25 protein-coding genes and 1 tRNA gene are annotated in these 24,825 nt (G+C 64.1%); 8 read left to right on the top strand and 18 right to left on the bottom strand.

The genetic code is table 11. The annotated features are described in order from the left end of the window. Nucleotide 1: 1 nt before the first annotated feature. The 6 genes from hfq to dusB form a co-directional block, all read right to left on the bottom strand. Entirely contained in the window at nt 2-250 is a 249-nt protein-coding gene (hfq, locus tag C4S73_RS05850; protein ID WP_103871533.1) for an RNA chaperone Hfq, read from the bottom strand. Between the two features lie 211 nt (nt 251-461). Continuing rightward, the gene (ntrX, locus tag C4S73_RS05845; protein ID WP_103871532.1) at nt 462-1,829 is read right to left on the bottom strand and encodes a nitrogen assimilation response regulator NtrX; all 1,368 of its coding nucleotides are present in this window, start codon (nt 1,827-1,829) and stop codon (nt 462-464) included. Continuing rightward, nucleotides 1,826-4,114, bottom strand: coding sequence for a sensor histidine kinase NtrY-like (locus tag C4S73_RS05840; protein ID WP_103871531.1), 2,289 nt, complete (start codon nt 4,112-4,114; stop codon nt 1,826-1,828). Before C4S73_RS05840 ends, ntrX begins: the two co-directional genes overlap by 4 nt. A gap of 122 nt (nt 4,115-4,236) precedes the next feature. Beyond that, nucleotides 4,237-5,688 (bottom strand): nitrogen regulation protein NR(I), encoded by a 1,452-nt coding sequence (ntrC, locus tag C4S73_RS05835; protein WP_103871530.1) that lies wholly within the window; start codon nt 5,686-5,688, stop codon nt 4,237-4,239. A 15-nt stretch (nt 5,689-5,703) separates the two neighbouring features. Next, entirely contained in the window at nt 5,704-6,780 is a 1,077-nt protein-coding gene (locus C4S73_RS05830) for a two-component system sensor histidine kinase NtrB (RefSeq protein WP_103871852.1), read from the bottom strand. 82 nt (nt 6,781-6,862) lie between these two features. Then, on the bottom strand, nt 6,863-7,885 hold the full coding sequence (gene dusB / locus C4S73_RS05825) for a tRNA dihydrouridine synthase DusB (RefSeq protein ID WP_103871529.1): 1,023 nt from the start codon (nt 7,883-7,885) through the stop codon (nt 6,863-6,865). A gap of 150 nt (nt 7,886-8,035) precedes the next feature. Between dusB and C4S73_RS05820 the strand changes: the two genes are divergently transcribed. After that, a complete protein-coding gene (locus C4S73_RS05820) occupies nt 8,036-9,244 on the top strand; it encodes a bifunctional 2-C-methyl-D-erythritol 4-phosphate cytidylyltransferase/2-C-methyl-D-erythritol 2,4-cyclodiphosphate synthase (protein WP_244595455.1) in 1,209 nt (402 codons plus the stop codon). Between the two features lie 5 nt (nt 9,245-9,249). After that, a complete protein-coding gene (locus C4S73_RS05815; protein ID WP_103871528.1) occupies nt 9,250-9,759 on the top strand; it encodes a CinA family protein in 510 nt (169 codons plus the stop codon). Nucleotides 9,760-10,001: 242 nt separating this feature from the next. Here the strand turns inward: C4S73_RS05815 and C4S73_RS05810 are convergent, their stop codons facing one another. The 10 genes from C4S73_RS05810 to C4S73_RS05765 all read right to left on the bottom strand — a co-directional run bounded on the left by C4S73_RS05810 (nt 10,002) and on the right by C4S73_RS05765 (nt 18,526). Continuing rightward, entirely contained in the window at nt 10,002-10,481 is a 480-nt protein-coding gene (locus tag C4S73_RS05810) for a type II toxin-antitoxin system RatA family toxin (protein WP_103871527.1), read from the bottom strand. 16 nt (nt 10,482-10,497) lie between these two features. After that, the gene (gene lipA, locus C4S73_RS05805) at nt 10,498-11,502 is read right to left on the bottom strand and encodes a lipoyl synthase (protein ID WP_103871526.1); all 1,005 of its coding nucleotides are present in this window, start codon (nt 11,500-11,502) and stop codon (nt 10,498-10,500) included. Between the two features lie 99 nt (nt 11,503-11,601). Further along, entirely contained in the window at nt 11,602-11,886 is a 285-nt protein-coding gene (locus C4S73_RS05800) for a GlsB/YeaQ/YmgE family stress response membrane protein (protein WP_103871525.1), read from the bottom strand. Between the two features lie 65 nt (nt 11,887-11,951). Continuing rightward, on the bottom strand, nt 11,952-12,311 hold the full coding sequence (locus tag C4S73_RS05795) for a GlsB/YeaQ/YmgE family stress response membrane protein (protein WP_244595454.1): 360 nt from the start codon (nt 12,309-12,311) through the stop codon (nt 11,952-11,954). A gap of 46 nt (nt 12,312-12,357) precedes the next feature. Further along, complete coding sequence (locus C4S73_RS05790; RefSeq protein ID WP_103871524.1) at nt 12,358-12,606, bottom strand: GlsB/YeaQ/YmgE family stress response membrane protein; 249 nt, start codon at nt 12,604-12,606, stop codon at nt 12,358-12,360. Nucleotides 12,607-12,685: 79 nt separating this feature from the next. Then, nucleotides 12,686-14,125: a dihydrolipoyl dehydrogenase gene (gene lpdA, locus C4S73_RS05785; RefSeq protein WP_425290317.1), complete on the bottom strand. Its 1,440-nt coding sequence runs from the start codon at nt 14,123-14,125 to the stop codon at nt 12,686-12,688. A 19-nt stretch (nt 14,126-14,144) separates the two neighbouring features. Then, nucleotides 14,145-15,494, bottom strand: coding sequence for a pyruvate dehydrogenase complex dihydrolipoamide acetyltransferase (locus C4S73_RS05780; RefSeq protein WP_103871522.1), 1,350 nt, complete (start codon nt 15,492-15,494; stop codon nt 14,145-14,147). Nucleotides 15,495-15,508: 14 nt separating this feature from the next. After that, complete coding sequence (locus C4S73_RS05775) at nt 15,509-16,900, bottom strand: pyruvate dehydrogenase complex E1 component subunit beta (RefSeq protein ID WP_103871521.1); 1,392 nt, start codon at nt 16,898-16,900, stop codon at nt 15,509-15,511. 74 nt (nt 16,901-16,974) lie between these two features. Beyond that, nucleotides 16,975-18,072: a pyruvate dehydrogenase (acetyl-transferring) E1 component subunit alpha gene (gene pdhA / locus C4S73_RS05770; RefSeq protein ID WP_103871520.1), complete on the bottom strand. Its 1,098-nt coding sequence runs from the start codon at nt 18,070-18,072 to the stop codon at nt 16,975-16,977. 175 nt (nt 18,073-18,247) lie between these two features. After that, entirely contained in the window at nt 18,248-18,526 is a 279-nt protein-coding gene (locus C4S73_RS05765; RefSeq protein WP_244595453.1) for an FtsB family cell division protein, read from the bottom strand. 183 nt (nt 18,527-18,709) lie between these two features. On the opposite strand from C4S73_RS05765, the gene C4S73_RS05760 reads away from it, so the two are divergent. The 3 genes from C4S73_RS05760 (at nt 18,710) to C4S73_RS28140 (ending at nt 19,912) form a co-directional block, all read left to right on the top strand. Then, nucleotides 18,710-18,784, top strand: a tRNA-Lys gene (locus tag C4S73_RS05760). Nucleotides 18,785-19,523: 739 nt separating this feature from the next. After that, complete coding sequence (locus C4S73_RS05750; RefSeq protein WP_103871517.1) at nt 19,524-19,742, top strand: hypothetical protein; 219 nt, start codon at nt 19,524-19,526, stop codon at nt 19,740-19,742. A 2-nt stretch (nt 19,743-19,744) separates the two neighbouring features. Further along, nucleotides 19,745-19,912 (top strand): hypothetical protein, encoded by a 168-nt coding sequence (locus C4S73_RS28140; protein ID WP_160115679.1) that lies wholly within the window; start codon nt 19,745-19,747, stop codon nt 19,910-19,912. Nucleotides 19,913-19,974: 62 nt separating this feature from the next. On the opposite strand, the gene C4S73_RS05745 is transcribed toward C4S73_RS28140, so the two are convergent. Beyond that, a complete protein-coding gene (locus C4S73_RS05745; protein ID WP_103871516.1) occupies nt 19,975-20,181 on the bottom strand; it encodes a hypothetical protein in 207 nt (68 codons plus the stop codon). 228 nt (nt 20,182-20,409) lie between these two features. On the opposite strand from C4S73_RS05745, the gene C4S73_RS05740 reads away from it, so the two are divergent. Continuing rightward, nucleotides 20,410-21,000: a PRC-barrel domain-containing protein gene (locus C4S73_RS05740; protein ID WP_103871515.1), complete on the top strand. Its 591-nt coding sequence runs from the start codon at nt 20,410-20,412 to the stop codon at nt 20,998-21,000. Nucleotides 21,001-21,098: 98 nt separating this feature from the next. On the opposite strand, the gene C4S73_RS05735 is transcribed toward C4S73_RS05740, so the two are convergent. Further along, on the bottom strand, nt 21,099-22,625 hold the full coding sequence (locus tag C4S73_RS05735; RefSeq protein ID WP_244595452.1) for an NAD(P)H-hydrate dehydratase: 1,527 nt from the start codon (nt 22,623-22,625) through the stop codon (nt 21,099-21,101). A gap of 300 nt (nt 22,626-22,925) precedes the next feature. Between C4S73_RS05735 and C4S73_RS05730 the strand changes: the two genes are divergently transcribed. Both C4S73_RS05730 and glnA read left to right on the top strand, forming a co-directional pair. Next, entirely contained in the window at nt 22,926-23,264 is a 339-nt protein-coding gene (locus tag C4S73_RS05730; protein ID WP_103871514.1) for a P-II family nitrogen regulator, read from the top strand. A 96-nt stretch (nt 23,265-23,360) separates the two neighbouring features. Continuing rightward, on the top strand, nt 23,361-24,770 hold the full coding sequence (gene glnA, locus C4S73_RS05725) for a type I glutamate--ammonia ligase (RefSeq protein WP_103871513.1): 1,410 nt from the start codon (nt 23,361-23,363) through the stop codon (nt 24,768-24,770). The last annotated feature ends 55 nt before the right edge of the window (nt 24,771-24,825 follow it).

Here is a 24,825-nt window from a genome sequence, read left to right as displayed (position 1 = left end):
GTCAGGCCTTGTCCGTTTCCTCGGGCTCGAACAGCTGCACCGGATGTCCGGGCATGATCGTCGAGATGGCGTGCTTGTAGACCAGCTGCGAATGCCCGTCGCGGCGCAGCAGCACGCAGAAATTGTCGAACCAGGTAACGACGCCTTGCAGCTTCACGCCGTTGACGAGGAAGATCGTCAGCGGGATTTTCTGCTTGCGCACATAGTTGAGGAACGTGTCCTGAAGATTTTGTGCCCGCTCTGCGGCCATGGGTAGCCCCTGTTGTTGGGATCGCCTATCGGGTTGCGCCCGCGATCCATTTCGTTCCGTTCACGGGATTGGCGAATGCCAGCCGCTTCGGAACACCGATTGTCCATTAGATCGTCGAGTCCGCTCACAACGCAAGTGCAGCAATGCACCGTATATGGGCGTTTCGCCTGCGTAGCGTGCAAGCGCATATGCAATACGCGCTTGGCGCGCTTCAGCCGACCCCCAGTGACTTCAGTTTGCGGTGCAGCGCCGAGCGCTCCATCCCGATGAACTCCGCCGTACGCGAGATATTCCCCGAAAAACGCGCGATCTGCGCGATCAGGTACTCGCGCTCGAAAATCTCGCGTGCATCGCGCAAAGGCAGGCTCATCAACCTTTCCCCTCCGGCTCCCGACGGGGTCGTCGGCACCATCGCGCCAACCTCGGCCGGCAGCATGTCGATGGTGACATCGGCCGTCGGATCGCCCTTGGTCAGGATCATCAGCCGTTCGACATTGTTGCGCAGCTCGCGAACATTGCCCGGCCATTCATGCGATTGCAGGACGGCCATCGCGTCCGAACCGATCCGGCGCTTGGGCAGGCCCGATGCTATCGAGATCTGCTCCATGAAGAATTCGATCAGCTCCGGCACATCCTCGCGGCGCTCCGACAAAGCCGGAACCTTGACCGGCACCACGCTGAGGCGGTGATAGAGATCCTCGCGGAACTGACCGTCAGCGATCAATTGCGCCAGATCGCGGCTTGTCGAGGAGATGATCCGGACATCGACATGCACGCGTGTCGCGCCGTTCACGCGCTGGAAGTTCTGGTCGACGAGGACCCGCAGGATGCGGTTCTGGGTCTCGCGCGGCATGTCGCCGATCTCGTCGATATAGAGCGAACCGCCATGAGCCTCCTCGAGCGCGCCGACGCGACGCGAGCGCCCCTCGCCCGCCTCGACGCCGAAGAGCTCCTCTTCCATCGTCTCGGGCGTGATCGTCGCAGCGTTGATCACGACGAACGGGGCCGAGGCACGGCTCGACGCCTCGTGCAACGTGCGGGCCGCCAGCTCCTTGCCGCAGCCCGGCTCGCCGGTGATCAGCACGCGCGCATTGGTCGGCGCGACGCGGTCGATGGTCTGGCGCAACTGATTGACGACGGTGGAACGGCCGACGATCCGGCTGGCCTGGACCGAACGGGTCTTCAATTCGCGCACTTCGCGCCGCAGCCGCGACGCTTCGAGCGCGCGCTCGGCGACCAGCACGAGCCGGTCGGCCTTGAACGGCTTCTCGATGAAGTCATAGGCGCCGCTCTTGATGGCGGAGACAGCCGTTTCGATGTTGCCGTGGCCGGAAATCATCACCACCGCGAGGTCGGGATGGCTTTCCTTGATCAGCTCCAGCACCTGCAAGCCATCGAGGCGGCTGCCCTGCAGCCAGATGTCGAGGAAGACGAGGTTGGGTCGCCGCGCCGCGATGGCTGCGAGTGCGTCGTCGGCCGATCCTGCCTTGCGGGTGCGATAGCCTTCGTCTTCCAGCAGGCCGGCGACCAGATCCCGGATATCGACCTCGTCGTCCACGACCAGAATGTCAGCGCTCATAGGCGTGTCCCATCTTGCATGTCTTGTTCCGCCTGCCCGGCATTCCTGCGGCTGGCCTCGTCCTTTTTCTCCGGCTCGTCGGCCGGTCCGGCCTCGGGGAGCCAGAGCCTGATGCGGGCTCCCCGCACGCCGTCGGTGGCATCGGGCCTGTCCAGCAGCTCGATGCCGCCACCGTGGTCTTCCAGAATCTTGCCGACGATCGCGAGACCAAGGCCCGTGCCGCCCTCGCGCGTCGTCATATAGGGTTCGAGCAGCTTCTGCCGCTGGTCGGCCGGCAGACCCTTGCCGTTGTCGATGACCTCGATGACGATCCGCCCATCGTCGCGGCGCTCGAAGGTGACGTCGATGCGGCCGGGTCCGCGCTCGTCCATCGGCACGGCCTCGATGGCCTCGGTGGCGTTCTTGATCACATTGGTCAGTGCCTGCGAGATCAAACGACGGTCGAACTGGGCGAGAACGGGTGCGGGCGGCAGGTTTTCCGAAATGGTGAGCTCGGGATTGCCGACGCGCATCAGGAAGACGATCTGGCGCACCGTCTCGACGATATCCTCGCGCGCCAGAGAGGGCTTCGGCATCCGTGCAAAGGAGGAGAACTCGTCGACCATGCGGCGAATGTCCTCGACCTGCCGGACGATCGTCGCCGTGCACTGGTCGAACACGTCCTTGTCCTCGACGATGACACGGCCGAATTTGCGGCGGATGCGCTCGGCCGAAAGCTGGATCGGCGTCAGCGGATTCTTGATTTCATGCGCGATGCGGCGCGCGACATCGGCCCATGCAGCGGTGCGCTGGGCCGAGACGAGGTCGGTGATGTCGTCCAGCGTCACCACGAGCCCTGCTCCGGCGCCCTCACCTTCGCGCGCTGCCCGGACATTGACCATGCGGTCGCGCCCGCCACGCGTGATCGCGATCTGGCCGGAGCTTTGACGCTGGCGCCCGATGAGCGCGTCTGCGACGAAGCTGGCGACCTCTGGTGCCACCTGTGCGATCGGTTGGCCGAGCAGTCGGCCGCCCATGCCGAGCAGGCTCTCGGCGGAACGGTTGATGATGGTGATATGCCCGTCGCCGTCGAGGCTCAGCACACCAGACGACACGCCCGACAGGACCGTTTCGGTGAACCGTCGTCGTCGGTCGATCAGCTCGCTGGCCGTGACGAGCCCGTCATGCTGCCGGCGCAGCTCCGCCGTCATCTTGTTGAAGGTCTCGCCGAGATGCGCCAGATCGCCCTCCGATCGTCGAATCGGAACCTGGACATAATAATTGCCGCTCGAAACCTGATCCGTCGCATGGATCATGCGCCTGATCGGCGCCACCAGCCCGTTGGCGAAGCTCAGCCCAAGCCAGATCGCCGACAGCAGCAGGATCACGGCGATAAGGCCGTACATCGACGCAAACGCGACCTGCACCCCTTTGCGGCGCGCATCGATGGCGAGGTACTCGACCGCCGCACCGCGGGCGACGGTCGGGAACTCGACCGCAAGCGGATCGACCTCCCGCGCGATGTGCAGGAAGCCGTTGTCATAGGCCGGCAATTTGACGAGGGCGCCGAAGATCCTGCCCGTCGCCGGAACGACGCAGATCGGCTCCGGGGCCGCCCGAGCATCATCGAACGCAGCCTGATCAGGTTTCGGCGCGTCGCGCAGCACGTCGATATTGGCCCGTATCAGGGTCTTGTCCGGGCCCTGCATGATCGCTGCGACGGGTACGCCGAGCGCCGTCGCCCGCGCGGTCAGAAAGGTCTCGAACCATTTCCGGTCGACATCATAGGCGGGCTTGGCGCGGCCGAGATCGTCAGCCAGCAAACGGATTTCGCGACCAAGCGATTTGCACTGCGCCGCCGCATAGGCGTCCGCGACCTCGACGGATTTGAAGATCGCATCGCGCATCCGGTCCGAGAACCAGGGTTCCAGCCCGCGCTCGATGGTCACCGTTGCGATCACCGCAACGAGCACGGCGGGCAGCGCCGCGATGATGCTGAACAGGCCGACGATACGCACATGTAGCCCGGCGGCGGCCGCGCCAGCCCGACGGGCCCGTATCAGAACCGCCGCCTCGAAGGCGACGATGACCAGCAGCAGGAGAATCAGGAAGGCATTGAGAACGAAGACGCCGACGACGACCTCATGCACCGGCACGATCGGCGTGACGCCTGAGAGAACCAGGAAGGTGACGAGCGCCGAGACGAGCGCGAAGACGACGACGATGGCGCCGAGCCAGCCAGAAACCCGGCGCGGCTGATCCTCGCCGCGCGGAACGATCCTGACATCACTGACTGACGCTGACACGGTCTACTAACAACTCCGTTGCGGTCGGGTTCCGATCGACCCGAGTCTACGCGCAGCAGTGATGCGCCGCCGCAACGGTGTTGTCAAAATACGACATATGAAAGGCGGAGGACCGCCATGGCTCAACGCGGCGAACGCACCACTTGCATATCGAGTTCGCGGATCTTCTTGCGCAGCGTATTGCGGTTGAGACCGAGGAGTTCGGCGGCACGAATCTGGTTGCCGCGCGTAGCCGCCAGGGCTGCCGCAATCAGAGGCGGCTCGACCTCCCGGAGAATGCGGTGATAGAGGCCAGGCGGCGGGATATTGTCGCCAAACCCGCCAAAATACTGGTTGAGATGCCGCTCGACGGAACCCGACAATGTCTCGGCGCGCTCGTGCGCGGGACTGCCGGAAAAGCTCGAGCTCGAAGAGGCCGGTTGCAGCTCGGCATCGACGATCGGCGCGGTAATCGTCTCCTGTGGATAAAGCGCCGCCAACCTGCGGACGAGATTTTCCAGCTCGCGGACGTTGCCGGGCCAGCGATAGCGCCGCATCACGTCCATCGCTTCCGAATCGATCTGCTTGCGCGGCAGGCCTTCCTTCTCGACCAGCTGGAAGAAGTGCCGCACCAGATCGGGGATGTCCTCGACGCGCTCGCGCAAGGGCGGAAGCCGGATCGGCACGACGTTCAGGCGGAAGAACAGATCCTCGCGGAACAGCCCCTGCGCGATCGAGATGCGCAGGTCCTTGTTGGTCGCGGCGACGATGCGGACATTCGTCTTGATCGGGGTGCGGCCGCCGACGGTGGTGTATTCGCCCTGCTGAAGCACGCGCAGCAGGCGCGTCTGCGCCTCCATCGGCATGTCGCCGATCTCGTCGAGGAAGAGCGTGCCGCCCTCGGCCTGCTCGAACCGGCCTGATGACCGAGTCAGCGCGCCGGTGAAGGCGCCCTTCTCATGGCCGAACAGTTCCGACTCGATCAGGTCCTTCGGGATAGCCGCCATGTTGATCGCGACGAAGGGACCGTTCTTGCGCTTGCCATAGTCGTGCAGTGCGCGCGCCACGAGCTCCTTGCCCGTGCCCGACTCGCCATTGATCATCACGGTCAGGTCGATCGGCATCAGCCGCGCCAGGGCCCGGTAGACATCCTGCATCGCAGGCGACCGACCGATCAGCGGGATATCATCGGGCTCGGCTGCGGCATTGGCGCGACCGCCGTCGCCGCGCGGCCGCGACAAGGCGCGTCCGACGATCGCGACGAGTTCCTTCAGGTCGAAGGGTTTGGGCAGATATTCATAGGCGCCACGCTCCGAGGCCTTGATCGCCGTCATGAAGGTGTTCTGCGCGCTCATCACGATGATCGGCAGTTCAGGCCGGACGCGCTTGATGCGCGGCAACAGGTCGAAGGCGTTGCCATCGGGCATCACCACGTCGGTGATGATGAGATCTCCGAGTCCTTGCGCAGCCCAGGTCCAGAGCGTTGCCGCCTGCCCGGTTGTGCGCACCTCGTAACCGGCCCTCGCAAGGGCCTGGTTGAGAACGGTGCGGATCGCGGCGTCGTCGTCCGCGACGAGAATGTTACCGGTCGGCATGTGTTCTTATGGGCCTTAAGCTGTCTGCCCTGCCCGGAGTTGGTGCAGCGGCAGTAGAATTCTGAACGTCGTGCGGCGGGGGACGGACTCGCATTCGACGATCCCGCCATGATCGCCGATCACCTTGGCGACAAGTGCAAGTCCAAGGCCACTGCCCTGAGCCTTGGTGGTGACGAACGGATCGAACAGGTGCTGAAGCAGGTCAGAGGGCACGCCGGGACCGTTATCGCGCACGCCGATCTCGAGCGGCAGCGCGATCCGGCCAGACGATCCAGCGAGCTGCATGCGGATGCCTGGGCGGTAGGCGGTCGTCAGCGTGACTTCGCCATCGATCGCTTCTGTACCAATGGCTTCCGCCGCGTTCTTCACCAAATTCAGGAGCACCTGGACCAGTTGATCGCGGTTGCCCGCGACCGGCGGTAGCGACGGATCATAGATCTCGTTGAAGCGGATGTGGCGGGCGAAGCCCGACTGAGCCAGCCGCTTCACATGATCGAGCACGTCATGGACGTTGACGGGATCGCGCTCGCTGGGCCGCTCGTCGCCAAACAGCTCGACACGCTCGACAAGCTTCACGATCCGGTCCGTCTCGTCGCAGATCAGCTGCGTCAGCATGCGATCGCTGTCTGGAACCGAGGCTTCGAGCAGTTGCGCGGCGCCGCGAATGCCCGAAAGCGGGTTCTTGATCTCATGAGCCAGCATGGCGCCCAGCGCCGTGATGGACCGCGCTGCACCTCTATGGGTCAGTTGCCTGTCCATTTTTTCAGCAATTGTCCGTTCTTGCAGCATAATCACCACCGCCTCGCCCTGATTGGGCAAAGGCGAGGCAAAAACATCCACAACGCGATCAACGCCGAGGCGGGGTGAGCCGAGATCGAGCCGGTATTCGCTGACGCTGGCTCCGCGCCGCTGCACCTCCTCGACAAGGGCGAGGACCGGCGAGCCGAAAGCGATGATGTCGTCGATACGTTGCCGTTTCAGGACCACGGCGCTGGACTGGAAGAAATCCTCGGCCGCAGTATTGGCGTAGAGGATGCCGTGCTCCTCGCCGACGACGAGCACCGGCATGGGCAGGACGTTGAGCGCCTGCATCTCGATAGGGTCGAGCAGGTAATCGTCCCTGCTCTTCCCGCTCCCGTCAGCGAACGCCATCGTCATACGCGATACCTTCGGTTCAAGCCGCCACGCGACCGCATTCAGGGGAAAACAAAACCGACAACGCTTCGAGCACATTGCCAGGCTCGTCCGATGTCAGAAGCACGCGACGCCGGTCAGGATCGGGCACGCAGCCGCTTGCGACCGCCTCGTCCGCATAGGCGGCAAGGTGCTTGCGGGCGTGGCGCACACCATGCGCCGTCCCCATCAGGCTCAGGAGCCCCTCGTAGTGCTCCCGCGCGATCGAATGCTTTTGCGCGACGCTGAGCTGCGGTTCGGGGCGACCTGCGAGCTCAGCGCCAATCGCGCCGGCGAGCCAGGGGCGCCCCAGCGCGGCGCGTCCGACCATGACGAAATCGGCGCCCGACCCAGCCAGGCAGCTCCTTGCGTCGTCGATATCGTGAATATCGCCATTGGCGACCAGCGGAAAATCACCTTCGGCGCGAACGGCTGCGATCGCAGCCCAATCCGCCGAGCCCTTGTAGAATTGCTGGCGGGTGCGGCCGTGGACGGTGATCATCGAAGCGCCCGACGACACGGCCCGGCGAGCAAGTTCGGGCGCATTGCGCGAAGCATCGTCCCAGCCCAGCCGCATTTTCACGGTCACCGGAATATTCACAGCGGCAACAGTAGCCTCGACGAGACCGATCGCATGGTCGAGATCGCGCATCAGCGCAGAACCGGCCCAGCCTCCCGTCACCTTCTTGGCAGGGCAGCCCATATTGATGTCGACGATCGCCGCACCATTGGCTTCAGCCAGCCGCGCCGCTTCGCCGAGCCAGTGCGGATCGCAGCCCGCGAGCTGCACGACGTGAGGCGATACGCCGGCGCCCTCTGCGCGTATCCGCGCCTCCTCGCTGCCCCGAACGAATTCGTCGGACGCGACCATTTCCGAAACGACAAGCCCCGCGCCATGGCGGGCAGCCAGACGGCGCATGACGATATCCGTCACGCCCGACATGGGAGCCAGGAAAGCGCGCGACGCCAAGGCGATCCCGAACAGGGTCGGTGCGTCAGAGCCCGAATTTGAGGCAATCTGCATTATGCATATTTATTGGACATTGCTGCGGCAGCGCAAGGGCCTTCAATCCGATATTGCGGTGCATCATCGCCGCACCCCCTGCCGCACCCGCGCGGAATTGTTTATCCCTGCTACCGCCACGATCAACAGCCGCCCGCAGGACGAGTCCCCGTGCCGATCCAAAGACATGAAACCGACATCCCGGTGGCGGCCCTGCTGGTCGCGGCGGGGCGCGGATTGCGGGCCGGCGGCGATGCGCCCAAGCAATATCGCCTCGTCGATGGCCGCTCGGTTCTTGCTCATGCGCTGATGCCCTTTTTGGCGGAGCCTGCGATCGCGCAGGTCTCGGTCGTGATCGGGGACGGCGATGAGGCACGTTATGCCGATGCAATAGCCGGTCTGGATACCCGTCGCCTGGCAACTCCGACCCAAGGTGGGTCGACCCGGCAGGACTCGGTCCGCCGTGGCCTGCTGGCTCTGGCAGCGTCGGGCTTCGATGGGATCGTCCTGGTTCATGACGCCGCCCGGCCCTTTGTCTCGCCCGCGCAGATCGAAGCTGCGATAGCCGCACTCGGCACGACCGAGATCGCAGCGATCCCCGCGCTGCCCGTCACCGACACGATCAAGCGCACGGACGCCCATGGTCACATCGCCGAGACACCGCCGCGCGACCGGCTCGTCAGCGTCCAGACGCCACAGGCCTTTCGCTTTCGCCCGTTGCTGGCAGCGCACGAGGCTGCTGTGGGCGCAAGGATGACAACCTTCACCGATGATGCAGCGCTGATGGAATGGGCGGGGCACCCCGTCGCAACTTTCCCGGGGGATCCCACCAACGTGAAACTGACCCATGCCGATGATTTTCTCCGCGCCGGGACACGATCGGCAGCGAGCCTCGTCACCCGCGTCGGCACCGGCTACGACGTCCATGCCTTCTGCGAGGGGGACCATGTCTGGCTCGGCGGCATCCGCATCTCCCATGATCGCGGCGTGCTGGCGCATTCGGACGGCGATGTTGCCCTGCACGCCCTGACCGACGCCTTGCTCGGCGCCTTGGCTGAAGGCGATATCGGCACGCATTTTCCGCCCAGCGATCCGCAATGGCGCGGCGCGGCCTCAGCCCGATTTCTCGATTTCGCCGCCGACCGCGTCCGCCTGCGTGGCGGTCGCATCGACCATCTCGACATCACCATCGTCTGCGAGGCCCCGAAGGTGGGTCCGCACCGCGATGCGATCACGGCCGAAATAGCGGCGATTACCGGGGTCCGGGAGGATCAGGTCGCGATCAAGGCGACAACGTCCGAGCGGATGGGCTTCACAGGACGCCGCGAGGGACTTGCGGCCCTGGCGACCGCAACGATCCGCCTGCCGGAACAGGAGTAGCGATCATGTTCGATGCCGCGATCACCGATCTGGCCGTTGAAGTCCTCGACCTTTGTCGTGCACGGGGACTGACAGTCGCCACCATCGAATCCTGCACAGGCGGCCTCGTGGCAGGCGCGCTCACGGCCATCCCCGGCTCGTCCGATGTCGTGATCGGTGGCCTGGTGACCTATTCCAACGCCGCCAAGACGGCGCTTGCAGGTGTATCGGCCGATCTCATCAGCCAGCATGGCGCGGTCAGCGAACCGGTCGCGCGGGCCATGGCGCAAGGCGGCGCGCTACGGTTGGCGACGCGCCTGGCCGTCGCGATCACAGGCGTGGCAGGCCCGGGCGGTGGCAGTGCGGAAAAGCCTGTCGGTCTGGTTCATTTCGCCTGCGCGGGTGGCCCGGCAGGCCTCGCTCATCGCGAAGAACGCTTCGGCTCACTATCGCGCGACGAGATCCGCCGCCTCTCCGTCCTGATCGCGCTGGAGATGCTGCGCGAAGCGGCTCGCGCTTGCGCCAGATCGCGCTGACGATATCGGCATAGTCGTCGCGCCAGGCACGGGCTCTGCCGGGGCCGTCCTGCTTGATCCAAGCAGAGACACTGCTGGAAGCAGCTTAGAGCATGCTGCGTTTCTGTGGAAACGCGGGTCATCCCGGGCGCAGCGTAGCGGAGACCCGGGATCCATGCCTGAACATCAATCGCAAGCGCTCCGGAATGGATCCCGGGTCAAGCCCGGGACGACCCAGTGTTTCCGAGTGAAATCAGAACGCTCTAAGTCTCGGTCACCAGGGCAGAAGGCGCCCCGCGCCCATAGACCACATCCGCCCGGCGCTCGAAGGCTTCGGCGAATTTGCGGAAAGCCTTGTCGAACATCGCACCCATCAGCAGCCCAAGCATCCGGCTGGCGAATTCGTAGGAGATGAAGAACCCGACCTCGCAGCCGCGTTCGCCGGGGCGGAAGGTCCAACGGTTCTCCAGATAGCGGAACGGTCCGTCGACATATTCGACGAGGATCTTGAGGTTGTCGGGATCGAGCGTGACGCGGCTGGTGAAGGTTTCCCGGATCGCCTTGTAGCCAACGCTCATATCCGCGAGGAGAACTTCGCCTCCCCCTTCGCGCGGCGTCCGCCGGCGCACGGTCAGCCCCTCGCAAAGCGGCAGGAACTGGGGGTATTTCTCGACATCGGCGACAAGCGCAAACATCTGCTCGGGCGAGTGTTTCACCCGGCGGGTGTTGTTGAACATCGGCATGACCGGCTTGGCGTCCTCAGCCGATCTTGGCGGCCCGCGCCGCACGCAGCCGGGCAAAATCTTCGCCCGCGTGATGCGAGGAGCGCGTCAGCGGCGTCGACGACACCATCAGGAAGCCCTTCACATAGGCGATGGCCTCGAAGCTCTTGAACTCGTCGGGCGTGACGAAGCGGATCACGGCGTGGTGCTTGCGGGAGGGCGCGAGATACTGGCCGATCGTCATGAAATCCACATCGGCAGAACGGAGATCATCCATCAGCTGCAGAATTTCGTTCCGCTCCTCGCCGAGCCCGACCATGATGCCGGACTTCGTGAAGATGGTCGGGTCGAGTTCCTTCACCCGCTGCAGCAAGCGCAGCGAATGGAAATAGCGGGCTCCCGGCCGGACCTTGAGATATTTGCCCGGCACGGTTTCCATGTTGTGGTTGAAAACGTCGGGCTTGGCCGCAACCACGACCTCGAGCGCGCCGGGCTTGCGCAGGAAATCGGGCGTCAAAATCTCGATGGTCGTGCCTGGTGACGCCTTGCGGATCGCCCTGATGACTTTCGCAAAATGCTCGGCGCCGCCATCCTTGAGATCGTCACGATCAACCGAGGTGATCACGACATGCTCCAGCCCGAGCTTGGCGACGGCCTGCGCGACCTTCGCCGGCTCCAGCGCATCGAGCGGCTGCGGCACGCCGGTCTTGACGTTGCAGAAGGCGCAGGCCCGCGTGCAGGTGTCCCCCATGATCATGAAGGTGGCGTGCTTCTTCTCCCAGCACTCGCCGATATTCGGGCAGCCGGCCTCCTCGCAGACCGTGACGAGCTTGTTCTCTTTCACGATTTTCTGCGTCTCGGCCCATTTGGCCGAGCCCGGCGCCTTGACCCTGATCCAGTCCGGCTTGCGCAGGATCGGATTCTCCGGCCGCTTCTGCTTTTCGGGATGGCGCAATTCGACAGCCGGCGATGCGGCCTCCGATTTCGGATTGCCGACATTGGGTCGTGGATCGCGGTTCAGCAGGTCAAGAACGAGCGCCATACTCAAAACTTCCATGCGTGGCGGGCTTAAGGCTGATGCCTGCGCCTGCCCTCTAGCTAATCCGCCTTGAGGCGGACGACAACAGGAGCCGATGCCGCGTCAGGCGGCGGGCTTGCGGGCGGCGTTCCAGATCACGATGACAACGACCGCGCCCGCCACGGCTGCGACGAGGGTGCGGAAGAAGCCGAAGATCGGGATCTCCAGCAAATCCGCCAGCCGGCTGCCGAGAAAGGAGCCGGCCACGCCAACCAGCATGTTCGTCAGGATGCCATGATCCGACGAGGTGATGCGCTCCGCGATCCAGCCTGCCAGGAGTCCGATCAGGATGGTGGCAAAGAAACCGTAGCCCGGCTGCGCAGACATGGCAGCGTTGATTGAGTCCATCGTCCTCGACCTCTCAGCTCAGTATCGAACGGCGCAAAAAATGAATCATTCTGCGATGAATGCGTTCATGCAATGAAACGCGCCAGCAATACGACGAGGATGGCGCCGATCACGGCCATCGCCGCTTCGTCGAGGAAACCATGGCCTGTACGCACGCGCCAGCCGGTCAGGCGCACCAGCCCCTGCCCGACCAGCATGCCGAGCACGCCGACGACCGCATGGCGGATCAAGCCGCCACCGCCGACGATCAGGCTGGCGATGAAGCCGGTCACCGTGCCCAGCGCAACCGTTGGCGCCAGCACGCGCCAGTCCAGCGGGAGGCCCCGGCCGGGCGGCAGGATTTCCACCTTTTCGTCCGGGATGATCCTGTCCGGGCCCCGGGCCTTGCGCGTGCGTGTCGTCATCATCGCGATATGCTCCCGCATCGCGCCGATTTCCAGCCCGAACGGATTTTCAAATCCAACGATCGCGTCAGGCAATCAGCCGCGCCAGCAGGACGACCACGATCGCTCCGATCGTCGCGGTAACGATCTGCGAGACCAGTGGGTTGGAGATTCCAAGATTCACGCCGAGCGCCGACAGCAGGAAGCTGCCGACGAAGGCCCCGATCAAGCCGGTGATGATGTAGCGGATCAATCCGCCGCCACCGACGACGACGCTGGCAAGCCAGCCCGCGACAAGGCCGATGACGATGGCGACGATGATAGAACGCGTGTCCATGGGCAGTTCTCCAGCCGAAGTCAGATCATCCCGATACGAAGCTGACGCGTGCATGAATGCACGCGTTCTATCCACCAGTTCAGGCGTTCAGCACCTTGCCATAAGCGTCCAGCACGCTTTCCTTCATCGTCTCCGACAGGGTCGGATGCGGGAAGATGGTGTGCATCAACTCTTCCTCGGTCGTCTCGAGGTTCATCGCGACGACGAAACCCTGGATCAGCTCGGTCACTTCCGCGCCGACCATGTGAGCACCGAGCAGTTTGCCGGTCTTGGCATCGAAGATCGTCTTGACCAGACCGCTATCCTCGCCCAGCGCCACGGCCTTGCCGTTGGCGACGAAGGGGAAGCGCCCGACCTTGAGCTCATGCCCGGCGGCTTTCGCCTTGGCCTCGGTCAGGCCGACACTGGCGATCTGCGGGTTGCAATAGGTGCAGCCCGGGATCATCAGCTTGTCCATCGGATGCGGGTGAAGCCCCTTGATCGCCTCGACGCAGATGACGGCCTCATGCTCGGCCTTGTGGGCCAGCATCGGCGGTCCCGCGACGTCGCCGATCGCATAGACGCCCTTCACATTGGTCGCGCCGAAATCATCGATGACGATGCAGCCGCGATCGGTCTTCACGCCCAGCGCCTCGAGGCCGAGATTCTCGATATTGCCGACGACGCCAACGGCCGAGATCAATCGATCGGCAGTGATCGTCTGCTTGCCGCCCTTCTCGTCCTCGATATGGGCGGTGACGCTGTCAGCACCCTTCTCGACCTTGGTGACCTTGGCGCCGGTCAGGATCTTCATGCCCTGCTTCTCGAAGGCTTTGCGCGCGAAGGCGCCGATTTCGGCATCCTCCACCGGCACGACCTGCGGCAGCAGCTCGACGACGGTGACCTCGACGCCCATCGTCCGGTAGAACGAGGCGAATTCGATGCCGATCGCCCCCGAGCCCATGACGAGCAGCGATTTCGGCATTTTCGCCGGAACCATTGACTCAAAATAAGTCCAGATCAGCTTGCCGTCCGGCTCGATTCCGGGCAGCGCGCGGGGCCGCGCGCCGGTCGCGACGATGATGTGATCGGCGGTATAGGTGCCCTCGCCCTTGGCGTTCTTGGGCGGCGGCACCTGCGGCTGCATGGCCGGCTTCTTGGTCGGCGCGACGACGATCGTGCCCGGCTTGGTCAGCTTGGCCTCGCCCCAGATCACGTCGACTTTGTTCTTCTTCATCAGGAACTGGACGCCGTTATTCATCCGCGCCGCGATCCCCCGCGAACGCGCCACCACGGCCGCAAGATCGGCGGTGAAGGTGCCTTCCAGCTTCAGCCCGTAATCCTTGGCGTGCTGGCCGTAATGCAGGATTTCAGCAGAGCGCAGCAGCGCCTTGGTCGGAATGCAGCCCCAGTTCGAGCAGATGCCGGCAAGGTGCTCGCGCTCGACGATCGCGGTCTTGAAGCCGAGCTGCGCCGCACGGATGGCGGCGACATAGCCGCCCGGGCCGGAGCCGATGATGATGATGTCGTAATCGGACATGATGCGTCTCCCTCGGCCGTCAGACCAGCATCGCCATCGGCTTCTCGATGAAGCCCTTGAACGCCTGCATCAATTCGGCGCCGAGCGCGCCATCGACGGCGCGGTGGTCGGTCGAGAGCGTCACCGACATCACGGTCGCGACCGCGAGCTGCCCGCCCTTGACGATGGCCCGCTGCTCGCCGGCACCGACCGCAAGGATCGTCGCGTGCGGCGGGTTGACGATTGCAGCGAAGTCCTTGACGCCGAACATGCCGAGATTGGAAACCGCAGTCGTGCCGCCCTGATACTCCTCGGGCTTCAGCTTGCGGTTCTTGGCGCGGGCCGCGAGGTCCTTCATCTCGTTGGAGATCTGGCTCAGCGTCTTGTGGCAGGCGTCCCGGATCACGGGCGTGATCAGGCCGCCGGGGATCGAGACCGCGACGCCGACATCGGCGTGCTTGTGCTTCAGCATGGTGTTCTCGGTCCAGCTGACATTGGCCTCGGGCACGGCCTGCAGCGAGAGCGCCAGCGCCTTGATCACGAGGTCGTTGACCGAGAGCTTGTAGGCCGGCTTGCCGTCCTTTTCGGGCGCGGCGGCGTTCAGTTCGGCGCGAAGCTTCAGCAGGGCGTCGAGCTCGCAATCCACCGTCAGATAGAAATGCGGGATCGTCTGCTTGGACTCCGTCAGACGGCGCGCGATCGTCTTGCGCATGCCGTCATGGGCAACCTCCTCATAGGAGCCAGGCGCGAACAGCTTCTTGATCGCCTCGTCGGATTGCCCGGCGGCAAGCGGCGCAGACGCCGGCTTGACGGGAGCGGACGCCGGCGTTGCGGCAGGCGCAGCCTTCGCGGCACCGCCCGACTTCGCGGCTTCGACATCGCGCTCGACGATGCGGCCATGCGGGCCGGAGCCCTGCACCCTGGTGAGATCGAGGCCGGCATCCTTGGCGAGCCGCCGCGCCAATGGCGAGGCGAAGGGCCGATCGCCCGTCGGTGCCGGCTTGCCGCCGGTGTTGAGACCGGCCTCGGCCGTCATGGCGGGCTGGGAGATTTCGGCGGGCTTTGCTGCTGGCGCCGTTTCAACCTTGGGCGCATCAGCCTTGGGCGCATCCCCCTTGGCCGGAGCGGAGATGGATTTGGCATCCTCGCCTTCGGCCGCGATCACGCCGATGATTTCGTTGACGGCGACGTCGGCGGTACCTTCGGCGATCACGATCTTGGCGAGAATGCCCTCATCGACCGCCTCGACCTCCATGGTCGCCTTGTCGGTCTCGATCTCGGCGATGATGTCGCCCGATTTGATCGTATCGCCTTCCTTCTTGAGCCATTTGGCGAGGTTGCCCTTCTCCATGGTGGGGGAGAGCGCGGGCATCAGGATGTTGGTCGGCATCGGTCAGCCCCTTTTCAGCGATAGCAGACGGCTTTGGCCGCCGCGACGACCTCGCCGATATTGGGCAGCGCAAGCTTCTCGAGATTCGCGGCATAGGGCATCGGCACGTCCTTGCCGGTGACGCGGGCGACGGGCGCGTCGAGATAATCGAACGCCGCCTCCATGATCTTCATGCCGATCTCGGCGGTCACGCCGGACTGCGGAAAACCTTCCTCGACCGCGACGCAGCGATTGGTCTTCTGCACCGAGGCGATGACGGTCTCGATGTCCATCGGCCGGATCGTCCTGAGGTCGATGACCTCGGCCTCGATGCCGTCCTTGGCGAGTGCTTCGGCGGCGCCCAGCGCATAGGTCATGCCGATGCCGAAGGAGACGATGGTGACGTCCGTGCCGGGACGCACGACCTTCGCCTTGCCGATCGGGACCAGGAAATCATCGCCCTTCGGCACTTCGAAGGAGCGACCGTAGAGGATCTCGTTTTCCAGGAAGATGATCGGGTTCGGATCGCGGATCGCGCTCTTGAGCAGGCCCTTGGCGTCCGCGGCACTGTAGGGCACGACCACTTTCAGGCCCGGCACGTTGGAGTACCAGGCGGAGTAGTCGTGGCTGTGCTGCGCGCCAACGCGGGAGGCCGCGCCGTTGGGCCCGCGGAACACGATCGGGCAGCCCATCTGGCCACCTGACATGTAAAGCGTCTTGGCGGCGGAGTTGATGATCTGGTCGATCGCCTGCATGGCGAAGTTGAAGGTCATGAACTCGACGATGGGGCGCAGGCCCGTGAGTGCAGCGCCGACGCCGATGCCGGCGAAACCGTGCTCGGTGATCGGCGTATCGATGACGCGCTTTGCGCCGAACTCCTGCAGCAGCCCCTGAGTGACCTTGTAGGCACCCTGATATTCCGCGACCTCTTCACCCATCACGAAGACATCGCCGTCGCGGCGCATCTCCTCGGCCATGGCGTCGCGCAAAGCTTCGCGCACGGTCATGCTGGTGACTTCGGCGCCGGCGGGGAATTCCGACGAAGCGTCATAGGATTTGGCCTGGGCAGGGACGGTCGGCGCAGCCGCCGCCGCAGGTGCCTCGGCCGGGGCGGCCTCCGCCTTGGCCGCGGGCGCGGGCTTCTCGGCCGCCGCTGCCGGCTTGCTTGCGGCGTTCACATCCTCGCCCTCGGCCGTGATCACGCCGATCGGGGTGTTGACCGCGACGTTGTCGGTGCCATCGGCCACCAGGATCTTGGCCAGGATGCCTTCATCGACGGCCTCGACCTCCATGGTCGCCTTGTCGGTCTCGATCTCGGCGATGATGTCGCCGGCCTTGACCTTGTCGCCTTCGGCTTTGAGCCATTTGGCGAGCTTGCCCTGCTCCATGGTCGGGGAAAGGGCAGGCATGAGAATGTCGATCGGCATGAACGCACCCGGATTTCTGCAAAAGACGCGGGGATTGGGAACGGCCGGAGGGCCTGCGAAAGGAAGCGCGGCGCTCAGGCGCGCGCCGTCTCCAGCGTGATATCGGTCCAGAGTTCCGACACGTCGGGCTCGGGATCATGGGTCGCGAATTCGGCGGCGTCATTGACGATCTCGCGCACCTTGGCGTCGATCGCCTTGAGCTCGTCCTCGCCGATCTTGAAGTCGCGGGTGAGACGCCCCCTCACCTGCTCGATCGGATCGTGCTCCTCGCGCATGCGCTGGACCTCGTCCTTCGAACGGTACTTCGCCGGGTCGGACATCGAGTGGCCGCGATAGCGATAGGTCTGCATCTCCAGGATGTAGGGCCCCTTGCCGCTGCGGGCATGTTCGATCGCGCGCTCGGCGGCGGCGCGTACGGCGCGCACATCCATACCGTCGACCTGCTCGCCGGGAATGCCGAAGGAGATGCCGCGCCGCGAGAAGTCGGTCTGGGCCGAAGCGCGGTTGACCGAGGTGCCCATGGCGTACCGGTTGTTCTCGATCACGAAGACGACCGGCAGCTTCCAGAGCTGGGCCATGTTGAAGCTCTCATAGACCTGGCCCTGATTGGCGGCGCCGTCGCCGAAATAGGCCATCGAGACGCGGCCGTCCTCGCGATACCAGTTGGCGAAACCAAGGCCGGTGCCCAGCGAGACCTGCGCGCCGACGATGCCGTGGCCGCCATAGAAATTCTTCTCGCGGGAGAACATGTGCATGGAGCCGCCCTTGCCGCGGGAATAACCGCCCTGCCGGCCGGTGAGCTCCGCCATCACGCCGCGCGATTCCATCCCGCAGGCCAGCATGTGGCCGTGGTCGCGATAGCCGGTAATGACCTGATCGCCATCCTTGGAGGCCATCTGCATGCCAATGACGACGGCCTCCTGGCCGATATAGAGATGGCAGAAACCGCCGATCAGGCCCATGCCATACATCTGGCCGGCCTTCTCCTCGAAACGGCGGATCAGCAGCATCTCGCGATAGGCGTGGAGATCTTCGTCCTTGCTGAAGACCGGAGTGTTGCTGAGCGCGGGCGCTCCCTTTTCGCTTCCGGTCTTCGTCGAGCGCGCCTTCGCCGACTTGACGGCTGTTTTGGGTGGCGTGGGAGCTTTAGTCTTGCGCGCAGCAACGGCCATAGGCTGTCCTCCAAGGTCATTCGACCTTTGTTGTAGAGGATCGCAAAACCCTTGGCGAGGCGGCTATCTCGCATTGCAGCATAGATTAAGCCGTTGATTATTATAGCACTTTAAGAAATAACTCGAATTCAGTTAATCGATACGCCTGCGACTAATCCGTTACCCGGCGAACGGATCATCGCCCCATCAGAATGACGTCGTTGCGGTGGACGCGGCCCAGCGTGTCGCGCGCATGCTCTTCCAGCAGATCCCGATCGACAGCCTCATCGCGGATCAGAGAAAGGCGCTGCTCCCAGCCTTTGCGCTCGGTCATCAGCACCGCGAGCTCGCTTTCCATCTCGCGCAGGGATTCCCGCACGGTGCCGCGCGCCTCAAGGCCGCGCGCGCCGTGCTGCGCGTGGAAAAGGAAATAGGACACCGCTGCGCCCGACACGAGGTAGAGCGCAAGCGTCACGAGAATCGATCTAACACCGCGGCGAATAACCATGAGCCGACGCTAGGACGGCTTGGTTTCCACCCGGTTAATGAACTCGCCCCGAAACAGCCCGTACGAGCGTCCTCCCGTCTGAACTCAGAACGAAGATGCCGGAACGAGTTGACCGCCGCGCATCGTCTCCGTATGTGAGCGCACCAGTGAGGGCGGGTAGCTCAGTGGTAGAGCACGTGACTTTTAATCATGTGGTCGAGGGTTCGATCCCCTCCCCGCTCACCACGGCAAGGCCTTGAACTGATTTGGCTTTGACGAAGCATCGTACGAGGCTTCAAGAGGGACATGTGCCAGGCCGCTATGCCGCGCCGGCCAGCGCCTCTCCTTCGCAGTACTCCTCATCACGGAATCAATTTCCTGCAGGCGCCCGCGTTTCACGCGCAATCTTGGTCAGAAGCACCTCACAGGCCGGCTACGGCCCACCCCGATCCGGAGCACGAGCCTCGCATCTGGTGTAGAATTACCCGACATCAACCGAGGCGGCGCGTGACCGGGCCTGATTTCAGGCGGGGGCTAAATCTTTCATGCGCGCCAGGACTTTCATACGGAGGAACGGAGTACGCTCCCCCCACGCCGAGCGCAGGCCAGCCGGGGTCGGCATAGGCATTCAGCTCCCAGCAACGCAGCTGCATGCGCTCAGCCTCGCTGGTTGCGTCGGAGCAGCGCGACACCTGCGAACGCTGCCAGAAGGACTGAGCGGGCGACATCGCGCCAGCCAGCGACAGGGCGCCTATCGCCAGGGCAAGGATGTGCCCCTTCACAATCATGCTTCCCACTGAAGTGCCTCCACGCCAGCGAACGATGTCATCGGACGCTCGAAACACAATGAAATATCGATGCTTGCGGAAGCTTTAAGCGCCTGCGCGGCCAAGGACGGGAACCGACCGGCGATCCAGGGGTAATCTAGCCAGGGTTGGCATCGGAGGCTGGCATCTGCTGGATATTGCCGGATCGGGAGAGTGTGATGCGGACGAAGATGGAACACGGCGCGCAAGCCGGCGACGCCGACAAGCCCCGCTTCAAGATCGATACGATCGATGAATACGAACTTGCGACGCGGCGCATAGCCGCCCTCGAGAGCGCGACACGGGGCGAGGCCGAGGAGCAGGAACTCGACGCGCTGCTCGAAGCCGTGAAACTATGGGATGCCAAGCACGACGATGCGACTGGCTGGAAGGATTGACCGTGAAAAGCCCGATCATGATCCATACCGAAGAAGACTACGAACGCGCGCAGCTGCGCATTCAGGAACTCAACGCAGGCCCGGAAGGCGCCGACAAGGAGACCGAACTTCAGGCTCTTGCCGAAGCGATGCTGGCCTTCGAACTCAGGCGCGATGAAGCGGAAGAATAGCAGTCCAATCGAGTGCCCTCGCCATATGCAGCCACAGCAACGATGCGTGATGGAGTCGTCCGTCACGCATCGTTGCTGGCATTGAGCTCGTCCGGCTTCAGACCTTCGTCAGGCTCGGCCGATCGCTGCATCTGTGCCGCTGCCCAGCGAGCGACGATTTCGATAATGACCTGCTCGCGCGTTTGCCCGGAATGCGAAGTCGAGACATGACGGTCGAGCGCGGCAATCTCGGCATTGCCAAGATGAACGGTGATAGCGGTTTCCGGCATCGCGCTCGCTCCTGAACCGCAATTTGCCGGGAACACTCCCGACGCGATTGCGTTTCTCGTTAGCGGCAGTCGATCACGACATCGGCTTGCGAGCAAGCTCGGCGGCATCCGCCGCTGGCGGTCAGCTATCTGTTGATTTGGATAGCGCTTACATGACCCGTTGCTTCGTTCCATGGCGATTGATTGATCTGAAATTGAACATAATCGCCGCTGTCTGGTTGTCTTGTTATGCCGCTGCAACGCGGATACTTTCAGGAGGACAAAATGTTTAAACGTCATGTTGCATTGGCCTCGATTGGCTTCGCGATGCTCGCCACCACGGCAATTGCGCAGACGAGCGCGCCCTCGCCGGCGTCGCCGAGCGCACCGGCTGCAACACCTGCTCCGGCACCGGAAAAGCCAAAGGTTCCGGACAATAACCTGGCCGGTCAGGGCAAGTGGCGCGCCACGAAGTTGATCGGTGTCGATATCTACGGCCCGGACAGCAAGAAGGTCGGTGATGTCACCGAGGTGCTGTTCGACAAGACCGGCAAGATCGAAATGGTGACGGTCGGCGTTGGCGGGTTCCTCGGAATCGGCTCCAAGGACGTCGCCATTCCTTTCGAGCAGGTGAGTTGGAGTGACGAGCCGATCGTCGTCGCCGCACCCGCCCCGGCGCCCTCGGGCACGGGCAGCGCCGGAACGTCGGGCGGCGTAGCGTCGGCCCCGCCTGCCGCATCGGCGCCAAAGGCGCCCGCGATGTACCCCGATCATGGCAAGATCACCATGACGAAGGAGCAGCTGACCAGTGCACCGGCCGTCACCTATTCCGGCAGCTGAAGCACTCGTAGTTAAGCTGGGTTGCGTAGCTTGGTTGCATTGAGTACCGGCCCGCCCTCGTTGGGGCGGGCCGTTTTCTTGAGCCTGCCGTGATGGGCTCAACTCAGGTCGGAAGCATCCCCCGCCGTCAGCGACCTCATTACCGGCAGGATCGCTTCCGGCAGATCGTCGGCGATCAGGCCCGGCCCGAGCGCGTCGCCCGCCCTGCCATGCAGCCATACCGCGGCGCACGCGGCCTCAAAGGCCGGCATGCCCTGCGCCAGCAGCCCGGCGATCAACCCGCCCAGCACATCGCCCGCCCCTGCCGTCGCCAGGGCAGCAGAGCCGGTCGTGTTGATCGCAGCCGTTCCATCGGGGTGCGCGATCACCGTATCAGGCCCCTTGAGCACAATGATGCACCCCGAGAAGGCGGCCGCCCGGCGAGCCCGCTCGAGCTTGGAGGGCGCATCGCGAATGGCGGCCTGCCCGCCGAACAGCCGTGCGAACTCCCCTTCATGCGGAGTCAGCACGCAGGGCGCGCCCCGCCTTTCGCAAAGGCGGAGGATGCTCGCTGGCCTTACCGCTAGCAATGTCAGCGCATCCGCATCGAACACTGCAGGGATATGCGCGCGGAGAATCGTCATCACGAGATCCCGCGCGCCGGCATCGAGCCCAAGGGCCGGACCAGCCAGAACCGCCGACAGGCGTTGGTCGGCGAGCAGAGCGGACAGCGCCGGGGCGTCGGAAATCGGCCTCTGCATCACGGCGTCGGGACCACGCGCGGCGTGGGCGGCCAGCGCCTCCGGGTGACAGGCGATCGTCACGAGGCCCGCACCAACCCTGAGTGCGGCGCGGGCGCCCAGCCTTGGCGCGCCAACGCCGGAAAGCCCGCCGGCCACGACCAGGGCCGATCCGCGTTGGTACTTGTGAGTATCGACTCCGTGGACCGGCCAACGATCGCGCCAGAGCGCCGGATGGTTGCGGAACGCCTTGGGCTGGTGCCCGCCGCCGAAGGCCATTTCGGCGGTGATCCCGATATCCGCGAGGGTGACCACACCGCAAAGCGAGCGGCCGGGCTGAAGCAGATGGCCGGGCTTCAGGCGGAAGAACGTCACGGTCTCCGCCGCTCTCACGACAGGTCCGGCAGCGACACCGGTATCCCCCGACAGCCCGCTGGGTACATCGACGGCGATGACCGGGCGGTCCGACGCATTGACGGCAGCAACGATCCCAGCGACATCGCCGGCGAGTGGCCGGCTCAGACCGGCCCCGAACAGCGCATCGACGATCAGGTCGAACGCAGCCGGCTCGACGGCGTCCAGTGTCTCGACCGCCCCTGGCCAGAGCCGGGCCATCTGAGCCGCATCGCCTTTCAGGGCGGATCGCGCTCCCGCCAGTGCGACGTTGATGCGCAAGCCCCGCTCGCTCAGAATTCTCGCAGCGACAAAGCCATCTCCGCCATTATTGCCCGGCCCGCATAATACGAGAACGCTGGCGCCAGGCCGAACCCTTCGGGTGACCGCATCGGCCACAGCACGCCCCGCCCGTTCCATCAGGGTCAGGCCCGACACCCCCGCCGCGATCGCGGCCTTGTCGGCCGCCGCCATCTCGTCGACGGTGAGCAGCGCCACCGTCATTTTGCCCATGCTGTCCATCGGATCATCATCGGAGAGCCTGCAATATCGGGCAAGCGGAATGGCTTTGAAGGCAAATGCATATGAATTGATCATTTGCTGCTTTTATGTGCTGTTTATTGCCTCATCATCGGGCGAACCGAACCTTCCTGACGCATGGCGGGGCGCATGCGCCGATGCTATGAGCAGAATTGCGGGTGATTTTCCGTTCGTTGTCGTGCAGCCCGCCGGGCGATCGACGGCAGGCGGGAAGGCATCCGGGACCCGGCGATCACCGGGTTCAGTTGAGGCGCAAGGGAGGCCGGTCGGCGCATGAAGAAGATCGAAGCCATCATCAAGCCGTTCAAGCTGGACGAGGTGAAGGAGGCGCTTCAGGAGGTGGGCCTGCAGGGCATCACGGTTCTGGAAGCCAAGGGCTTCGGCCGCCAGAAGGGCCATACCGAGCTTTATCGCGGCGCCGAATACGTCGTCGACTTCCTGCCCAAGGTGAAGATCGAGATCGTGCTTGCCGACGACATGGTGGAGCGCGCCATCGAAGCCATCATGAAGGCAGCCCAGACCGGGCGGATCGGGGATGGCAAGATTTTTGTATCGACGGTGGAGGGGGCGATCCGCATCCGCACCGGAGAGACCGGCGCGGACGCGATCTGAGGGCGTCATCCCAACCCGAGAGTTCAGCGTCCCGGTGGTTGAAAGCACCGCGGATCACGTGCGTTTGAGAAACTGTTTTACAAGAGGAATGCTGAGATGAAGAGCGCCAAGGATGTCCTCAAGGCGATCAAGGACAACGACGTCAAGTATGTCGACTTCCGCTTCACCGACCCGCGCGGCAAGTGGCAGCATGTGACGTTCGACATCACGATGATCGATGAGGACATCTTCGCCGAGGGCACGATGTTCGACGGCTCCTCGATCGCCGGTTGGAAGGCCATCAACGAATCCGACATGCTGCTGATGCCGGACCCGACGACCGCCGTCATGGATCCGTTCTTCTCGGCCGCGACCATGGTCATCACCTGCGACGTGCTCGAGCCCGCCACCGGCGAGCCCTACAACCGCGACCCGCGCGGCATCGCCAAGAAGGCTGAGGCCTATCTCAAGTCGACCGGCGTCGGCGACACCTGCTATGTCGGCCCCGAGGCCGAATTCTTCGTCTTCGACGACGTCAAGATCGCCGCCGACCCGTACAACACGGGCTTCAAGCTCGACAATGTCGAGCTGCCGACCAACGGCATGACCGATTATGAGGGCGGCAATCTCGGCCACCGCATCGCCACCAAGGGCGGTTACTTCCCCGTCCCGCCGCAGGATTCGGCGCAGGACATGCGCGGCGAGATGCTGGCTGCCATGGCTGCCATGGGCGCCAAGGTCGAGAAGCACCACCACGAGGTCGCCTCGGCCCAGCACGAACTCGGCCTGAAGTTCGACACCCTGACCCACATGGCCGACACCATGCAGGTCTACAAATACGCGATCCACAACGTCGCGCAGAGCTACGGCAAGACCGCGACGTTCATGCCGAAGCCGATCTATGGCGATAACGGCTCGGGCATGCACGTCCACCAGTCGATCTGGAAGAACGGCAAGCCGATCATGGCCGGCAACAAATACGCCGACCTGTCGCAGGAGTGCCTCTGGTACATTGGCGGCATCATCAAGCACGCCAAGTCGCTGAACGCCTTCACCAACCCGTCGACGAACTCCTACAAGCGCCTCGTCCCCGGCTATGAAGCCCCGGTGCTGCTCGCCTATTCGGCGCGCAACCGCTCGGCCTCCTGCCGTATTCCGTGGACGACCTCGCCCAAGGCCAAGCGCGTCGAAGTCCGCTTCCCCGATCCGATGGCGAACCCCTATCTCGCCTTCGCAGCGCTGCTGATGGCCGGCCTCGACGGCATCATCAACAAGATCGATCCGGGCCCGGCCATGGACAAGGATCTCTACGACCTGCCGCCGCGCGAACTGAAGAAGATCCCGACCGTCTGCGGTTCGCTGCGCGAAGCACTTGAGAACCTCAAGAAGGACAACGCCTATCTCAAGGCTGGCGGCGTCTTCAACGACGACTTCATCGAGAGCTATATCGAGCTCAAGATGCAGGATGTGATGCGTTATGAAATGACGCCGCACCCCGTCGAATTCGCGATGTACTACTCCTACTGAGCCGACCGGCTCGGAAGGACTTTGTTTCCTCCCGATCGCGAAAGTTCGCGATCCA

The organism is Allobosea lathyri (genome assembly GCF_900108245.1).
Classification (GTDB): domain Bacteria; phylum Pseudomonadota; class Alphaproteobacteria; order Rhizobiales; family Beijerinckiaceae; genus Allobosea; species Allobosea lathyri.
This window is presented reverse-complemented; position numbering and strand designations above follow the sequence as displayed.

What these genes read in the sequence shown, in the direction of transcription:
- hfq (WP_103871533.1), bottom strand. Translation starts at nt 250, where the DNA reads ATGGCCGCAGAGCGGGCACAAAATCTTCAGGACACGTTCCTCAACTAT.
- ntrX (WP_103871532.1), bottom strand. Translation starts at nt 1,829, where the DNA reads ATGAGCGCTGACATTCTGGTCGTGGACGACGAGGTCGATATCCGGGAT.
- ntrC (WP_103871530.1), bottom strand. Translation starts at nt 5,688, where the DNA reads ATGCCGACCGGTAACATTCTCGTCGCGGACGACGACGCCGCGATCCGC.
- C4S73_RS05830 (WP_103871852.1), bottom strand. Translation starts at nt 6,780, where the DNA reads ATGCAGGCGCTCAACGTCCTGCCCATGCCGGTGCTCGTCGTCGGCGAG.
- dusB (WP_103871529.1), bottom strand. Translation starts at nt 7,885, where the DNA reads ATGCAGATTGCCTCAAATTCGGGCTCTGACGCACCGACCCTGTTCGGG.
- C4S73_RS05815 (WP_103871528.1), top strand. Translation starts at nt 9,250, where the DNA reads ATGTTCGATGCCGCGATCACCGATCTGGCCGTTGAAGTCCTCGACCTT.
- C4S73_RS05810 (WP_103871527.1), bottom strand. Translation starts at nt 10,481, where the DNA reads ATGCCGATGTTCAACAACACCCGCCGGGTGAAACACTCGCCCGAGCAG.
- lipA (WP_103871526.1), bottom strand. Translation starts at nt 11,502, where the DNA reads ATGGCGCTCGTTCTTGACCTGCTGAACCGCGATCCACGACCCAATGTC.
- C4S73_RS05800 (WP_103871525.1), bottom strand. Translation starts at nt 11,886, where the DNA reads ATGGACTCAATCAACGCTGCCATGTCTGCGCAGCCGGGCTACGGTTTC.
- C4S73_RS05795 (WP_244595454.1), bottom strand. Translation starts at nt 12,311, where the DNA reads ATGCGGGAGCATATCGCGATGATGACGACACGCACGCGCAAGGCCCGG.
- C4S73_RS05790 (WP_103871524.1), bottom strand. Translation starts at nt 12,606, where the DNA reads ATGGACACGCGTTCTATCATCGTCGCCATCGTCATCGGCCTTGTCGCG.
- lpdA (WP_425290317.1), bottom strand. Translation starts at nt 14,125, where the DNA reads ATGTCCGATTACGACATCATCATCATCGGCTCCGGCCCGGGCGGCTAT.
- C4S73_RS05780 (WP_103871522.1), bottom strand. Translation starts at nt 15,494, where the DNA reads ATGCCGACCAACATCCTGATGCCCGCGCTCTCCCCCACCATGGAGAAG.
- C4S73_RS05775 (WP_103871521.1), bottom strand. Translation starts at nt 16,900, where the DNA reads ATGCCGATCGACATTCTCATGCCTGCCCTTTCCCCGACCATGGAGCAG.
- pdhA (WP_103871520.1), bottom strand. Translation starts at nt 18,072, where the DNA reads ATGGCCGTTGCTGCGCGCAAGACTAAAGCTCCCACGCCACCCAAAACA.
- C4S73_RS05750 (WP_103871517.1), top strand. Translation starts at nt 19,524, where the DNA reads ATGCGGACGAAGATGGAACACGGCGCGCAAGCCGGCGACGCCGACAAG.
- C4S73_RS05745 (WP_103871516.1), bottom strand. Translation starts at nt 20,181, where the DNA reads ATGCCGGAAACCGCTATCACCGTTCATCTTGGCAATGCCGAGATTGCC.
- C4S73_RS05740 (WP_103871515.1), top strand. Translation starts at nt 20,410, where the DNA reads ATGCCGCTGCAACGCGGATACTTTCAGGAGGACAAAATGTTTAAACGT.
- C4S73_RS05735 (WP_244595452.1), bottom strand. Translation starts at nt 22,625, where the DNA reads ATGGGCAAAATGACGGTGGCGCTGCTCACCGTCGACGAGATGGCGGCG.
- C4S73_RS05730 (WP_103871514.1), top strand. Translation starts at nt 22,926, where the DNA reads ATGAAGAAGATCGAAGCCATCATCAAGCCGTTCAAGCTGGACGAGGTG.
- glnA (WP_103871513.1), top strand. Translation starts at nt 23,361, where the DNA reads ATGAAGAGCGCCAAGGATGTCCTCAAGGCGATCAAGGACAACGACGTC.